Annotated in this window: 17 protein-coding genes; 3 read left to right on the forward strand and 14 right to left on the reverse strand. The window is 62.4% G+C overall.

All coding sequences use genetic code 11. The features are described 5' to 3' along the window. Positions 1-873: 873 nt before the first annotated feature. From HX866_RS30040 to HX866_RS30050, 3 genes are all read left to right on the forward strand, one after another. Positions 874-1,098, forward strand: a complete 225-nt coding sequence (locus HX866_RS30040) for a hypothetical protein (RefSeq protein WP_003214941.1) — start codon at positions 874-876, stop codon at positions 1,096-1,098. Between the two features lie 291 nt (positions 1,099-1,389). Continuing rightward, complete coding sequence (locus tag HX866_RS30045; RefSeq protein ID WP_177098364.1) at positions 1,390-1,872, forward strand: hypothetical protein; 483 nt, start codon at positions 1,390-1,392, stop codon at positions 1,870-1,872. Positions 1,873-2,016: 144 nt separating this feature from the next. After that, a complete protein-coding gene (locus HX866_RS30050; protein WP_177098365.1) occupies positions 2,017-3,267 on the forward strand; it encodes an OmpP1/FadL family transporter in 1,251 nt (416 codons plus the stop codon). A gap of 82 nt (positions 3,268-3,349) precedes the next feature. On the opposite strand, the gene HX866_RS30055 is transcribed toward HX866_RS30050, so the two are convergent. From HX866_RS30055 to cobO, 14 genes are all read right to left on the reverse strand, one after another. After that, positions 3,350-3,901 carry a glutathione peroxidase gene (locus HX866_RS30055; RefSeq protein WP_177098366.1) on the reverse strand — a complete coding sequence of 184 codons (552 nt, stop codon included), beginning with the start codon at positions 3,899-3,901 and terminating at the stop codon, positions 3,350-3,352. Positions 3,902-3,956: 55 nt separating this feature from the next. Then, a complete protein-coding gene (locus tag HX866_RS34510; protein ID WP_256345038.1) occupies positions 3,957-4,079 on the reverse strand; it encodes a hypothetical protein in 123 nt (40 codons plus the stop codon). Further along, a complete protein-coding gene (locus tag HX866_RS30060) occupies positions 4,076-5,275 on the reverse strand; it encodes an MFS transporter (RefSeq protein WP_177098403.1) in 1,200 nt (399 codons plus the stop codon). Before HX866_RS30060 ends, HX866_RS34510 begins: the two co-directional genes overlap by 4 nt. 60 nt (positions 5,276-5,335) lie before the next feature. Continuing rightward, on the reverse strand, positions 5,336-5,749 hold the full coding sequence (locus HX866_RS30065) for a MarR family winged helix-turn-helix transcriptional regulator (RefSeq protein WP_177098367.1): 414 nt from the start codon (positions 5,747-5,749) through the stop codon (positions 5,336-5,338). 258 nt (positions 5,750-6,007) lie between these two features. Next, positions 6,008-6,745, reverse strand: coding sequence for an adenosylcobinamide-GDP ribazoletransferase (locus tag HX866_RS30070; RefSeq protein WP_177140998.1), 738 nt, complete (start codon positions 6,743-6,745; stop codon positions 6,008-6,010). Continuing rightward, positions 6,742-7,317 carry an alpha-ribazole phosphatase family protein gene (gene cobC / locus HX866_RS30075; protein ID WP_177140999.1) on the reverse strand — a complete coding sequence of 192 codons (576 nt, stop codon included), beginning with the start codon at positions 7,315-7,317 and terminating at the stop codon, positions 6,742-6,744. Before cobC ends, HX866_RS30070 begins: the two co-directional genes overlap by 4 nt. Next, entirely contained in the window at positions 7,314-8,369 is a 1,056-nt protein-coding gene (cobT, locus tag HX866_RS30080; protein WP_177125557.1) for a nicotinate-nucleotide--dimethylbenzimidazole phosphoribosyltransferase, read from the reverse strand. The genes cobC and cobT overlap by 4 nt, the downstream gene beginning before the upstream one ends. Next, positions 8,366-8,887 carry a bifunctional adenosylcobinamide kinase/adenosylcobinamide-phosphate guanylyltransferase gene (gene cobU / locus HX866_RS30085; protein ID WP_177141000.1) on the reverse strand — a complete coding sequence of 174 codons (522 nt, stop codon included), beginning with the start codon at positions 8,885-8,887 and terminating at the stop codon, positions 8,366-8,368. The genes cobT and cobU overlap by 4 nt, the downstream gene beginning before the upstream one ends. 15 nt (positions 8,888-8,902) lie before the next feature. Next, positions 8,903-10,357, reverse strand: coding sequence for a cobyric acid synthase (locus tag HX866_RS30090; RefSeq protein WP_177141001.1), 1,455 nt, complete (start codon positions 10,355-10,357; stop codon positions 8,903-8,905). Then, on the reverse strand, positions 10,354-11,346 hold the full coding sequence (gene cobD, locus HX866_RS30095; protein ID WP_177141002.1) for a threonine-phosphate decarboxylase CobD: 993 nt from the start codon (positions 11,344-11,346) through the stop codon (positions 10,354-10,356). Before cobD ends, HX866_RS30090 begins: the two co-directional genes overlap by 4 nt. Further along, a complete protein-coding gene (cbiB, locus tag HX866_RS30100; protein ID WP_177098374.1) occupies positions 11,339-12,247 on the reverse strand; it encodes an adenosylcobinamide-phosphate synthase CbiB in 909 nt (302 codons plus the stop codon). Before cbiB ends, cobD begins: the two co-directional genes overlap by 8 nt. Beyond that, the gene (bluB, locus tag HX866_RS30105) at positions 12,244-12,894 is read right to left on the reverse strand and encodes a 5,6-dimethylbenzimidazole synthase (protein WP_177098375.1); all 651 of its coding nucleotides are present in this window, start codon (positions 12,892-12,894) and stop codon (positions 12,244-12,246) included. Before bluB ends, cbiB begins: the two co-directional genes overlap by 4 nt. Then, positions 12,891-14,249: a cobyrinate a,c-diamide synthase gene (locus tag HX866_RS30110; protein WP_177098376.1), complete on the reverse strand. Its 1,359-nt coding sequence runs from the start codon at positions 14,247-14,249 to the stop codon at positions 12,891-12,893. The genes bluB and HX866_RS30110 overlap by 4 nt, the downstream gene beginning before the upstream one ends. After that, on the reverse strand, positions 14,246-14,857 hold the full coding sequence (gene cobO / locus HX866_RS30115; protein WP_177098377.1) for a cob(I)yrinic acid a,c-diamide adenosyltransferase: 612 nt from the start codon (positions 14,855-14,857) through the stop codon (positions 14,246-14,248). The genes HX866_RS30110 and cobO overlap by 4 nt, the downstream gene beginning before the upstream one ends. Between the last annotated feature and the right edge of the window lie 28 nt (positions 14,858-14,885).

Here is a 14,885-nt window from a genome sequence, read left to right on the forward strand (position 1 = left end):
GTTTTTCATACGGGTAAAGTCGAAAAAACGCGGCATGCCCGTGCTAGAGCAAGCGCTTGGGACAATCCACAGAAGCTGTGGATAACTCAGTGGACAACCCCTCTCCAACCCTCGCAAAGCCGCATGGAATGGGGCTCGCAGTCAAACTGTCGATTTTTTCACCAATAAAAAAAGACGATATTTTTCATTGACTTGTATTTGCGATACAGGCATTCGAGGGACAGATTGCGCAGATGACAGTCAGGTGACAAGCCGTGGCCCGATTGTGCACAAGTAGTGCGGCAACGGTTATATCGACGCACCTTTTTTGCACAGGCCCGGCCATGGGCTTTTCCACACGGCACATCACGCCCTCTTCCGTGCAGTGCCCCACCGGCTCAATCCCGCCTCGACGCCAGGGCAGCACCCTGGGCAATATTTTTTGCTAACACACTTCCCTTATCCGTTTCAATGCGCTAGTATCCGCAGCGTTAGTACCAAGCTGAAAGTCAATTCTGGTCGAACATTCCCTCTAAGCACTCTCCAAAATGGATCAGTCGCTCAACAGAAGGGATCGACCCCTCGATGGTTTCCAGGTAAATCCTCGCAGTACAGCCTTTGAAGGCGACTGTCGAATACGATTACTCTGACCGAACCAACCTGCAAGATTGATCAGGATCTTCACCCCGGGCCCAGAACCTTTGCCCTTGTTGTGATTGCCTGCCCTCCTAAGTACCTACCTGCCAGCCCCAGCGCCACTTAATTTCATGCGCTCAACTGGCGGCTTTGTTCCAGTCAGGTTCTTCGTCAGATCCATAATGGTTCGACGCTACTGGAACGTTTTAACGTTGCACGGATCAGATTCCGTGTCATTTGCAGGAACACCTAATAATTATGTCGACTCAAATCCATACCCAGGACGCCATTCGCACCCTGACCAACGCCTTCGCACCAATGAACTGCCTGATCATGGCCGCTCGCAAAGGCTGCTTCAGCTTCACGCTGGTCAACGAACACGGTATCGCTCGTCACAGCGAACGCCTGTATCCCGACCAGTATTCCAGCGCCGAGCCGCTGCAGGCGGTCATTGATCGCACGCGTCAGGCCCTGGTTGCCTAAAGTTCGAAACAAGCTGTAACCCAAAAGCCCGGCCTTTGTTGCCGGGTTTTTTATTGCCTGAAGTTTCGCGATTTTGGCTGTATTACTAAGCACGAATAAATATATAGGCCGCGCTCAGATGGCTTAAATATTTTAAAAACAGTCCTTTACAACAAAGATATGACACTACACTTCAACTCAAGCGGCCCGGGCCGCTTCCGGCGGGCCTGAACGCCTCAACCGCTACCAGAGGCCAGGCCACGCCGACCAATAAAAAACGCCGATTACACCGGCAGGAGCATCGAGGGTGTCATGGGTATCGCCGCCAGGGAACTGCGCCTTTATGTGATTCGTCCGACCCTGTTGTACCTGGGCCGCCACAGCCCGAGCGCCGAAGCGCTGCTGCTGGGAATCGCAGCGAGCCAGTCGGACCTCGGCTCGGCCCTGCACGACCGCCGTGGCCACGGCCTGTACTGCATCGACGAGAGCCGCCACGCCGCGTTATGGGACCGCTACCTGGCCCCGGACCCGGAATTGGCCAGTCTGGTTCGCGGTCTCGCCAGTCAGCACGCCTTTTTTAGCAGCCCAAATCTGGAACTTGCGGTCAATCTTCGTTATGCCACGGCCATCGCCTGGCTATTGGTAGAAGAACACCACCCTCACCTGCCCGCTATCGACGATCTGCTCGGTATGGCGCGGATATGGAGACAGACTTTCCAGCCACAAGGACGTTTAAGGGATTTCACCCGCGCCTGGCGAAGTTGTGACTCTTCGGTCACTTCCGTCACCTGTTAGTGCCAAAACCCAGTTTCTGAAAAAACTCAGCGACTTTGGTCGGATTGTCCTACAAAACCGCTCTATCTCCAGCCATTCAGCCTATAGCGTCGAAGCGAAAATGTTGGTAATTTTCGCCTCGGTGATCACCACGGAGTTCTAATAATGAAAAAAGTAATGCTCAAGACCACACTCAGCCTTTCTGTTGCTCTGGCATCCACCCAGTTGTTCGCAAGTGGCTTTGCGCTCAACGAACAGAGCATCAGCGGGATGGGGACCGGTTATGCGGGTCGATCTTCTTCTGCCGAAGATGCAAGCACCGTTTACGGCAACCCTGCCGGTATGTCCCTGCTCGGTCGCGATCAAGTGACTGCGGGTGTAGCAACGATTGATGCCACCAGCCATATCAGGAATGCCAGCGGCAATCCCGGTACCAGCGACGGTGACATGGTCCCGTTCACCTCTGTACCCAATGCGTTCTTCGTCAAGCAACTGGGTAACGGCTGGGCCCTGGGTCTGGGTGCCTATGCGCCTTTCGGCCTGATAACCGATTATGAAAGCGGCTTTGGCGGTAGTAACTTCGGCCAAAAGAGCGAAGTCAAGGTTGTCACCCTGCAACCGACTGTCAGCTATGCGTTCAACGATATAGTTTCCGTCGGCTTCGGTCCGACCATCAACCGTATGAGTGGCGAGCTGAGTTCCACCCTGGCTGCACCACCGATTGGTACCGGCTTTGTGGACGTCAAGGGTGACGACACAGCCATCGGCTACAACATCGGGGTTATCGTCCAACCGACCAACACCACCCGCCTGGGTATGACCTACCACTCCAAGGTCAGCTACTCGCTGGATGGTCACACCTCTGTTACCGGCCTCGGTCCTTTTATTCCAGACGCACGCTACAAGGGCTCCCTGGATATCACCACGCCAGAGAACCTGGACTTCTCGATCACCCAGAAACTGGATGATCAGTGGACTGTCTATGGCGGTGCCACTTGGACTCGCTGGAGCCGCCTGCAAAACATCACTATCAACAACCAGGGTGTGAGCGGGCCGCTCGCTGGCGGTATCACCACCATCACTGAGCAGCAAAACTGGCGTGATACCTGGGCTTCGGCCATCGGCGTGGCCTACCGGGTCAACAAGGAATGGGTGCTGCGCAGTGGTCTCTCGGTTGACCAATCGCCCACCAACAACACTGACCGTTCCGTGCGCATCCCTACGGGTGATCGCAAGGCCATCAGCTTTGGTGCAGGCTGGAGCCCGACCGACGACCTGACCATCGACCTCGCCGTTTCCTATCTCAAGGAAAAAGATGTCGATGTCAACCTCAGCAACCCTCAGAAAGGCACCTACAGCGCCGAGTACGAAAACAGCGCATGGGGCTACGGCCTGGGCGCGACGTACAAGTTCTGATTCACGACGGGCCTGAACCGCTCGTTAGCTGGATAGAAAAAAACCGCATCGTCTGATGCGGTTTTTTATTGCCTGATGTTTATCAGGGCTTCGAGGCAATGGCCTTTTCCACCGCCTCGATCAGCTCGGGGTTATCCGGCTTGGTCAGACTGGAGAAGTGCGCGATCACCTTGCCCTGGCGATCCACCACATACTTGTAGAAATTCCACTTCGGCGCCGCGCTCTGCTGTGCCAGCACCTTGAACAGGTGCACGGCATCCGGCCCCCTGACCGACTGCGGCTCGGTCATGGTGAAGGTGACGCCGTAGTTCACATAACAGACCTTGGCCGTCTCGGCACCATCGTTGGACTCCTGCTTGAAGTCATCCGACGGCACGCCGATCAGCTCCAGGCCCTGCCCCTTGTAACGCTGATAGAGCGCCTCGAGGCCCTTGAACTGCGGGGCAAAGCCGCAGAAGCTGGCGGTGTTGACGATCACCAGCGGCTTGCCGGCAAAACGCTGGCAAAGATCGATGGACTCCTTGGCCCGCAACTTCGGCAACTGCCCCTGCAACAACTCGGGGCAATCGGCAGCCAGGGCTGCGCCCGAAAAAGCCATCAGCACTGCAGGCACTACCAGCCAGCGCATCGCCATATCCAGCGTCCTTGAAAAAAGATCGGACCTCGACGTTACTCGCACCGGCGCGCGTCTAGCAAGCACCCATGCCCAGCTGCATCAAGGCCAGGCCGCCCTGGTGCCAACCCCACCAGGACAGTGCCAGCAGCAAGGCGATTACCGCCAAGGCCAGCAGCCGCGACCAGAATGCACTCATGCCAGGCCTGCCTGTGCCTGTAACCGCGCCACAGGCCGCTCACGCACCGGCCAGTTCAAAGCGGCGGCAAGCAGGCTTAGAAGGATGGAAACCTGCCAGATCAAGTCGTAGCTGCCGGTACGGTCATACACCACCCCGCCGAGCCAGCCACCGAGGAATGCCCCCAACTGATGGAACAGGAACACGATCCCACCGAGCATGGAGAGATTTCGCACCCCGAACAGCGTCGCCACGGTGCCGTTGGTCAGGGGTACCGTCGATAGCCAGAGAAAGCCCATCGCCATGCCGAACAGGTAAGCGCTGAACTGCGTGACCGGCACCCAGAGAAACACCGCGATCACCACCGCCCGCGCCAGGTAGAGGGCGGTCAGCAGGCGCGGCTTGGAGATCCGCCCGCCGAGCCAGCCGGCGGTGTAGGTCCCGAAGATATTGAACAGGCCGATCAGCGCCAACACCGTGGTGCCGACGGTGGCCGGCAGATGCTGGTCCACCAGGTAGGCCGGCAGGTGCACGCCGATGAACACCACCTGGAAACCGCAGACAAAAAAGCCGAATGCCAGCAGCCAGAAACCGGAATGGGAACAGGCCTCACGCAGCGCTTCGGAGAGGGTCTGCTCACCCTCGAGCTTGGGCAGCGGCTTGTCCTTGAGCAGGCCCACCAGCGGCACGATCAGCGCCACCAGCACGCCCAGCACCAGCAACGCCGTCGACCAGCCGAGCCAGCCGATCAGGCCCAGGGTGCCCGGCAGCATGGCGAACTGGCCGAAGGAGCCGGCAGCACTGGCGATGCCCATGGCCATGCTGCGTTTCTCCGGCGGCACGGCACGCCCGACCACGCCGAGGATCACCGAGAACGAGGTCCCCGACAGGCCGATACCGATCAGCAGGCCGGCACTCAGGGACAGGGTCAGCGCAGAGTCGGACAGGCCCATGCAGAACAGTCCGACGGCGTACAGCACACCACCGATCACCACCACTTTGGCCGCACCGAAGCGATCGGCCAGGGCTCCGGTGAATGGCTGGGCCAGCCCCCAGATCAGGTTCTGCAAGGCGATGGCAAAGGCAAACACCTCGCGCCCCCAACCGAACTGCGCACTCATGGGCGGCAGGAACAGCCCGAAACCGTGCCGAATACCCAGGGACAGCGCCAGGATCAGCGCGCTCCCGAGCAAAATCCAGCCACTGGCACGCCACATCGATGTCATTATTGTTCTCCCCTAACGGGTATATACCCGTTTTATTCAAATAAACGGCGATTACCCGCCGCTTGCCAACTCTTCCAACAAGGCCACCAGTGCCGCCCGCTTTTCATCGCCCAGGCGGTTGGCCAGACGTTGCTGCGCGGCTTCCCATGCAGGCTCGGCGGCCAACAGCCGTTCGTTCCCGGCGTCGGTGAGCCGGACCAGGCGGTTACGTTGGTCGACACCTTCGGTCAAGGCTACAAGGCCGTCGCACTCCAACACCCGCAAGTTGCGCCCCAGGGTGCTGCGATCCAGGCCCATGGCTTCGGCCAGGCTGGAAATGCTCGGCTGGTCCAGACGCTTGAGGTTGCACAGCAGAGAATACTGGGCAACGTTGATCCCGAAGCCGTCGAGAGCGCCGTCGTAATGCCTGCTGACGCCACGAGCGGCGCGACGCAGGCTGATGCATAAACAATCGGTGGATAACATCGCGTGTGTATATACCCGTAACACAGTGAAAACAAGTCGGGCCGCCGCATCGCAGCAATGAGACCCTTGAATCCAGCGGCGCCTATCCGGACGCCATCGCCAGCAAGCCGGCTCCTACAAATTTGTGTTTCACCACAAAAATGGCGTCGATCCCAGACTTCTACAAATTTGTGTTTCACCACAAAAATGGCGTTGAGCCCAAGTTTCTGTAGGAGCCAGCTTGCTGGCGATGGCATTGGCAAGATCAGCGAAGACCCATCAGACCAACGCCAACCCCACCAGCACCAGCATTTCCAGCAACTCCAGCAACGCCCCCGCCGTATCGCCCGTGGTGCCGCCCAATCGCCGCATCATCAACTGTCGCAACCAGCAGAAGCCCAGCGCCGCCAGCCCTAAAGCCCAGGCGCCCTTGAAACCGGCCAGCACTCCACAGAACAGCGCGCTCGCCAGCAATACAGTCCAACCTGCCCGGCGCGGCAGATGATCGGCCAACGCCTGCCCCAAGCCACCGGCACGCACATAAGGCGTGGTCAGGAACAACCCGAGCAAGGCGCTACGGCCGGTCAGCGGCACAATCCACAACACAAGCGTCTGCTGTTGCTCGATCAACGCCAGCAAGGCACAGAACTTCAACAACAACACCAGCACCAAGGTGACCACGGCAATCGGCCCGCTGCGCGGGTCCTTCATGATCAGCAAGGTCCGCTCACGGTCGCCGAAGCCGCCCAGCCAGGCATCCGCGCTGTCGGCCAGGCCATCCAGATGCAGGCCGCCGCTGAGCAGCACCCAAGCCGTCAGCAGCAGCGCGGCATGGAGCAACAACGGCGCTCCCGCCAACATCCAATCAAGGGCATAAAGCACGGCACCAAAGAGCAACCCCACCAACGGATAACAGAGCAACGAACGCCCCATTTCCCGAGGCTCCGGCATCCCCGGCAAGCGAATCGGCAGGCTGCTGAGAAACTGCAAGGCGATCCAGAACGGCTCGCGATTCACGGCGCTTCCCTCAGCCCATCGTCAGTCGCTACCTGCAAGGCAAACAAGGCGCCATGGGCCACCTCGACCTGCAACAACTGCTCACGCGGCAACCCGCGGGCCTGGGCCAGCAAGACCTTCATCACCCCGCCATGGCTGATCAGCAACACGCGCTGGCCGGCATAGCGCTGCCGCAAACGCGACACCGCCGCCAACACCCGCGCGGCGAAGCGTTCCACCGGTTCGCCGTCAGGCGGTGTGAAACCATAGGGATCGGACCAGAAGCGTCCCAAATCGTCGGAATCCGTCTCCATCAACGCGGCCGCGCTCTGCCCTTCCCAGGCACCGAAATGCAACTCCCGCAGGTCGTGCTCGATCTCCACCGGCAGCCCCAGGCTCGCGCCCAGCTCTTCGGCAAAGCGGGCACAACGCTGCAAGGGCGAACTGATCACCCGGTCCCAGGGCCCTTGCTCTGCCACACCAGCGCGCATCTGCTCCCAGCCCTTGAGCGTCAAGGCATCGTCCAGGCTACCGCGCAAGCCGCCACCCAGTTCGGTTTCACCGTGACGCAGCAGGTCCAGGCGCAAGGTCATGCCGGGCGATCAGCCACGGCCGCCTCGGCAAAGGTCGCCATCTGCCCGTGCAGGTCACAGGCCAGGCGTACCAACGGCACCGCCAACGCCGCGCCGCTGCCCTCGCCCAGACGCAGGCCCAGGTCGAGCAATGGCTCGGCCAGCAAGCTCTCCAGAACATGCCGATGCCCACGTTCGGCACCCCGATGGGCGAAGATCAGCCACTGCCGACACTCGGGATTCAAACGCACCGCGACCATCGCCGCCACGGTGCAGATAAAGCCGTCGACCAGTGCCGCCACGCCTTCCTGGGCACAGGCCACATAAGCCCCGGCCAGAGCCGCGATCTCGAAGCCACCCAAACGGAACAAGGCCTGCAACGGATCGTCGGTGTGCTCGGCGTGCAGCGCCAACGCTCGCTCGATCACCTGGGCCTTATGGCTCACGCCGGCCGGATCAAGCCCGGTGCCGGGACCGGCCAACAACGCCGCCGGGCATTTCAACAGCGCACAGGCCACGGCACTGGCCGAGGCGGTGTTGCCGATGCCCATTTCGCCGCCGATAAACAATTCAGTCCCGGCCGCCAGCGCGCGCCGCACGCTGTCACGTCCGGCTTCCAGCGCCAGACGGCCCTGGGCTTCGGTCATGGCCGGGCCCTGGGCAAAGTTCGCGGTACCGGCACCGATCTGCAGATGACGCACACCCGGCAGATTGAGCATCGGCGTCACAGTGCCGAGGTCGTTGACATCCAACTGCGCGCCCAGCTGCCGCGCCAGCACACTGATCGCCGCGCCGCCACCGACGAAGTTGGCGAGCATCTGCCCGGTCACTTCCTGGGGATACGCCGAAACCCCTTCGGCCACCACGCCATGGTCACCGGCAAAAATCGCGATCCACAGGGTGTCGACCCGCGGCTTGAGCCGACCCTGCAAACCTGCCAGTTGCACCGCGACCTGCTCCAGCTGGCCCAGGGAGCCGGTGGGTTTGGTCAGTTGTTGCTGACGTTCGAATGCCGCGCCTTGCGCCTGCAGATCAATCGCCTTGCACGGGTTCAGCCACCACGATTCACTCATAACGCAGTTCCTTTCAAAGTCAGGGGCAAACCGGCGACTGTCAGCACCACACGCTGACAACGCTCGGCCAGAGCTTGATGTAGCCAACCGGCTTCATCGACATAACGGCGAGTCAATTCGCCCAGCGGGACGATACCCAGACCGGTTTCGTTGCTGACAAAAATAATTTCTCCCGGCAACTGCGCAAGGCTCAGCAACAGGGCTTCGCGCTCGAGCTGCAGACGCTCGGCGTCGTCCAGCATCAACAGATTGGTCAGCCACAGGGTCAGGCAATCCACCAACAGGCAGGCGTCGGTCGCCGCGTTCTCACGCAGGACCCGGGCCAGCGCCAGCGGTTCTTCGATCAACTGCCAGTGGGCCGGGCGCCGCTGGCGATGCAGGGCAACCCGCTCGTTCAATTCGCCGTCCAGCGGCTGGCTGGTGGCGATGTAAGTCACCGGCAGCGCACTTTCCGCCGCCAGGCGTTCAGCCAGGCGACTCTTGCCGGAGCGGGCACCGCCGAGGATCAGTTGCAACATGGTAGACAGATATCCTTATTCAAGACCGCACAGCTGGCGCAGGCGATCGGTATCCAGATGTTTTTCCACCAGGTCGGCCAGGCGCTCGATGTCACGCTCGCGCAGGGCGTGATAATCGACCTCCTGCACCTGCGCCAAACCGGCCCAGCGCAGCAGCGCACTGCACGCCCGAGGCGATTCGAACAAACCATGCAGGTAAGTCCCGAGCACTTGTCCGTCGGCACTTTGAGCACCGTCGCAACGACCATCGTCTAGGTGCACGGCCGGCTGTTCCAGCGCCGCGCCGACGGTCACTCCGGCATGGATCTCATAACCGCTGACCTCGGCGTCTTCCAGGGACAGGCGACCGCGCACATTACGCAATTGTTTTTCCTGTTCAAGCTCGGTGCTCAGGGCCAGCAGCCCGAACCCGGCACTGGAACCCGGCGGCCCTTCCAGCCCGAGGGGATCATGCACCTGCTCACCGAGCATCTGCAGACCGCCACAGATCCCCAGCACCTTGCCGCCATAACGCAGATGACGGTTGATCGCCGTGTCCCAGCCCTGCTGGCGCAGATAGGCCAGGTCGCTGCGCACGCTCTTGGAGCCGGGCAGGATAATCAGGTCCGCGGGCGGAATGGCCTGGCCAGGCGCGATAAATTGCAGGTCGACCTGCGGGTGCAGGCGCAAGGGATCGAAATCAGTATGGTTGCTGATGCGCGGCAGCACCGGCACCACCACGTTCAGCACCTGGTCGGCCTTATCGGCCTGGCGTTGGTCGAGACCGTCCTCGGCCTCCAGATGCAGGTCCAGCACATAAGGCAGCACGCCAATCACCGGCTTGCCGGTGCGCTGCTCCAACCAATCCAAGCCGGGCTGCAACAGCGCGAGATCGCCGCGAAAACGGTTGATGATAAAGCCCTTGACCCGCGCCTGCTCGCTGGGCGACAGCAGTTCCAGGGTGCCCACCAGATGGGCGAACACCCCGCCTCGATTGATATCGGCAATCAACAGCACCGGGCAGTCCACCGCCTCGGCAAAACCCATGTTGGCGATATCCCCGGCGCGCAGATTGATCTCCGCCGGCGACCCCGCGCCTTCGACCATCACCACCGGATAGGCGGCGCTCAGGCGTTGGTGCGAGGCCAGCACCGCCTGCATGGCGATGGCTTTGTAGTCGTGATAGGCGACGGCATTCATGCTGGTCACCGCACGGCCGTGGATGATCACCTGGGCGCCAGTGTCGCTGTTGGGCTTGAGCAACACCGGGTTCATGTCGGTGTGCGGCGCCAGCCCGGCCGCCTGGGCCTGGACCGCCTGGGCCCGGCCGATCTCGCCGCCGTCGGCGGTCACCGCGCTGTTGAGCGCCATATTCTGCGGCTTGAACGGCACCACCCGCACGCCCTGACGGGTCAGCCAGCGGCAGAGTGCGGTCACCAGCGTACTTTTGCCGGCATCGGAGGTGGTGCCTTGCACCATCAGGGTGGTCATGCCAACTCCCCGGCAAACGCCGACAGCGCCTGCTCCAGACGCAGCCAATCGGCTTCATTGGCCGGCAGACCGAAGCGCAGGCTACTGTTCTGGGCAAACAAGCGCAGCAGAATGCCCCGGCCAGCCATGAACTCATGCAACGCCTCGGCCCGGGACGTCACTAGCCACTGGAACAACGTGCAACCGCCCTGGGGCGCCAGGCCGAAACGCGTCAGCAATTCCACCAGGCGCTGACTGGCCTGTTCGCTGCGCACCCGCTGGCGCTCATGGCCGGCGGTGTCGGCGAGGCACACCTGCCCGAGTACCCGCGTCGGCCCACTGACCGCCCAGGGACCAACCTGTTCGGCCAGCAACTTGAGCAACTGGGCTTCAGCCAGGACAAAGCCCAGGCGTACGCCGGCCAGGCCGAAAAACTTGCCGAACGAGCGCAGCACAATCAGCCCGACCTTGTGGCTGTGGGCGGCCAGGCTACGCTGTGGCGTGTTGTCCATGAACGCTTCGTCCACCACCAGCCAGCCACCGCGCTGGGCCAGGCGGCCATGCCACTCCAGCAACTGCTCCGGGGCCAGGCTCAGGCCCGTGGGATTGTTCGGATTGACCACCACCAGCACATCAAGACTATCTAGAAAAAAGTCGACTTCGTGCTCCAGCACTTCGCGCACGATGTAGCCGTTGCGCCGCCAGGCTTCGGCGTGTTCGGCGTAACAGGGCGACAGCACACCGACCTTGCCGGAACGACGCAGGCGCGGCAACAACTGGATCGCCGCCTGGGAACCGGGCACCGGCAACACCAGGGGCGCGCCGTAATAGGTGCAGGCGGCCTGTTCCAGGCCGTCATCGGTTTCCGGCAGGCGCGCCCAGGCACGCTCGGGGATCGGCGGGATCGGCCAAGGCCAGGGCGCGAGGCCACTGGACAGGTCCAGCCAATCGGCTTCGGCAATCCCGTAGTGCTCCACCGCCTTGCGCAAGCGCCCACCATGCTCAAGCATAAATCTCAGCTCCCAGACAGAGAATCAGCAACCACAACCACACACCCCGTTGCACCAACTGCCAGCCACGGTCGATGGAGTCGGCCGTGGCCGGCTCCCCCTCGCCCAGCTGTGGGCGTTGATGCACTTCACCGTGATAAATCGCCGCCCCGCCCAACTCGACCCCCAGCGCACCGGCGCCGGCCGCCATCACCGGCCCGGCATTCGGGCTGTCCCAGGTCGGTCCCTGGCGGCGCCAGCATTGCAGTGCCAAGCCGGTCTTGCCAAGCAAGGCGTAGGTCAGCGCCACCAAGCGTGCAGGAATATAGTTCAAGACATCGTCGATCCGCGCCGCCGCCCAGCCAAAACGCTCGAAACGCTCGTTGCGATAACCCCACATGGCGTCCAGGGTATTGCTCAAGCGATACAGGACCACGCCGGGCGCGCCGGCCACGACAAACCAGAACAAGGCGGCGAACACCGCGTCGCTGCCATTTTCCAGGACCGACTCGGTGGCCGCACGGGCCACTTCGGTGTGATCGAGCTCCGTGGTCTGGCGGCTGACCAGATAGCTCACCCGCTGGCGTGCACGATCCAGGTCATCACTGCGCAACGCCTGGGCCACCGGAATGACGTGCTCGCCGAGGCTGCGCAGGCCGAGGGCACAATAGAGCGCGAGGATTTCGACGAGCCAACCGACATAGGGCGCCCACGACAAGGCCGTGGCCAGGAGAGTCAGCGGCAGCACCGCGAGCACCCAGGCGGTGACCCCGTGACTGCGCCAACCGCGCCCGCCGGCATTGAAACGTTGTTCGATACGGTCCGCCAGACGGCCGAACGCCACCAGCGGATGCCAGCGTTTGGGTTCGCCCAGCAGCGCATCCAGCGCAACCCCGGCGACACTCAACAACGCCACACTCATTGACTCACTCCCCAATAATTCTCATATAACAGCTCACTCAAAGGACGCGGTTGCGCCCAGCCTTCCAATACCAGCATCGGTGCCGGATAAAACGCCTCGACCGGCCCCAGGCACAACACCGCCAGCGGCTTGGCCCCCGCCGGCAGACCGAGCAAGCGGGCCAGGGCCTGGGGCTCGAACAGCGAGACCCAGCCCATGCCCAGGCCTTCGGCGCGGGACGCCAACCAGAGATTCTGGATGGCACAGGACAAGGACGCCATGTCCATTTCCGGCAAGGTCCGACGACCGAAGATATGCCGCTCGCGATCATCCATCAGCGCGGCAACCAGCACTTCGGCACAGTCGTTGATGCCTTCGACCTTCAACTTCATGAATTCATCGGAACGCTCACCCAAGGCCTCGGCGGTGCGTATCCGTTCTTCTTCCACCAACTGCTGAATTTTCCCGCGCAGCTCGCGGTCGGTAATCCGAATAAAGCGCCAGGGTTGCATCAGCCCGACACTGGGTGCCTGATGCGCCGCTTCGAGCAAGCGCGAGAGCAATTCGGGCGCCACGCTGCCACCGGTAAAATGACGCATATCGCGACGCTCACCGATGACACGGTAGACCGCCGCGCGTTCTTCAGGACTAAAAGCGTTGTCGGTCATGGCCTCCGCGCGGGTAAGTCCGCGCGCTCCGAGAGTGCGCCGGCCTTGGCAAAGTGGATATCCGGGGCCAACAGCGCGGCAATGGCCCGCGGATTGGACGGAAAATAAAAATGCACATAAGAGGCGGTCATCCGCCCCTGTCGATACACCGCTTCGGCGCCACGCCCACCATTGGGGCTCAGGCCCCGGGCAATCGGCTCAAGGGCCGTGGTGGTCAGCGAATGGTGATAGGTGTGACCGCGCAACAACCCTTCCGGCAAGGTCACCGCCTGCAAGGCCAGGGCCGCCAGGCGCTTCTGCATCACCGCCTCCCCCGCCAGCAAGCCCAGCAACTCGGCACGCTGTCCTTCGACATCGGTCAGCGCGTCGAGCAGATAGAGCATTCCGCCGCATTCGGCGAGCAAGGGTTTGCCGGCCTGGTGGTGGGCACGGATCGCCGCCAGCATCGCTGCGTTCTGCCCCAGGGTCAGGTGATGCAGCTCCGGGTAACCGCCGGGCAGATAGAGGCTGTCCGCCTCGGGCAGGACCTGATCGTGGATCGGCGAGAAAAACCGCAACTCGGCGCCCATGGCCCGCAACAGGTCCAGGTTGGCGCCATAGATGAAGGCAAAGGCTTCGTCATGGGCCACCGCGATGCGCACGCCGGCCAGCAGCGGCTCGGCGACCACCAGCTCGGGCGCCTCAAAGGCCACCGGCGGCGGCAGCGCCACCTCGCAACTGCCGGCCAAGGCCTCGGCGGCGACGTCCAGGCGCTTGTCCAGGTCATTCAATTCACTGGCCTGCACCAGGCCGAGATGGCGGCTCGGCAGCTCGATCCCGGTTTCCCGGGAGAGCGCACCGTACCAACGCAGGCCTTCGGTCAGGCTGCCTTCGAGCAATTGCGCGTGACGCAGGGTGCCGACGCGGTTGGCCAGCACCCCGGCGAACGGCAGGTCCGGTTGGTAACGCGCCAGCCCCAGGGCCAGGGCGCCGAAGGTCTGGGCCATGGCGGTACCGTCGATGACCCCGAGCACCGGCACACCAAAATGCCGGGCCAGGTCGGCACTCGACGGCGTACCGTCGAACAACCCCATGACCCCTTCGATCAGGATCAGGTCGGCCTCACCCGCGGCTTCCCAGAGCAGCCGGCGACTTTCCTCGGCGCCGACCATCCACAAATCCAACTGATAGACCGGCGCGCCGCTGGCGCGCTCATGGATCATCGGGTCGAGAAAGTCCGGGCCGCATTTGAAGACCCGGACCTTGCGCCCCTGATTGCGGTGCAGGCGCGCGAGGGCCGCCGTCACCGTGGTCTTGCCCTGGCCGGAAGCCGGCGCGGCGATCAGCACCGCCGGGCAATGACGCGTTTGACTCATAGTTCGATGCCCTTCTGGGCCTTGATCCCGGCCTGGAACGCGTGCTTGAGCAGGCCCATTTCAGTCACGGTGTCGGCCAGTTCGATCATTTCCGGCTTGGCGCCGCGCCCGGTGACCAGCACGTGCTGCATCGGTGGGCGGGCTTGCAGGTCGGTCAGGACCTGGTCGAGGTCCAGATAACCATGTTTGAGGGCGATGTTCAGTTCATCGAGCACCACCAGGCCGATGCTCGGGTCGCGGAGCATTTCCCGGGACACTTCCCAGGCGGCTTCGGCGGCGGCGATATCCCGTTGGCGATCCTGGGTCTCCCAGGTAAAGCCTTCGCCCATCACATGGAAACGCACCTGCTCGGGGAAGCGCCGGAAGAACAGCTCCTCGCCGGTGCTGTTGCGGCCCTTGATAAATTGCACCACGCCGCACTGCATGCCATGGCCCATGGCACGGGCGAGCATGCCGAAGGCCGAGCTGCTCTTGCCCTTGCCGTTGCCGGTCAGGACCAGCAGCAGGCCGCATTCGTTGGGCGCACTGGCGATACGTTCGTCGATGACGGCCTTTTTGCGCAGCATGCGCGCCAGGTGGCGTTCGTCGCGATCGGGGGATTCGTTCATGGCAGCTCTCCGTTGGGGCTGGATAAGG

Source organism: Pseudomonas gingeri, assembly GCF_013386165.1.
Taxonomy (GTDB): Bacteria; Pseudomonadota; Gammaproteobacteria; order Pseudomonadales; family Pseudomonadaceae; genus Aquipseudomonas; species Aquipseudomonas gingeri_C.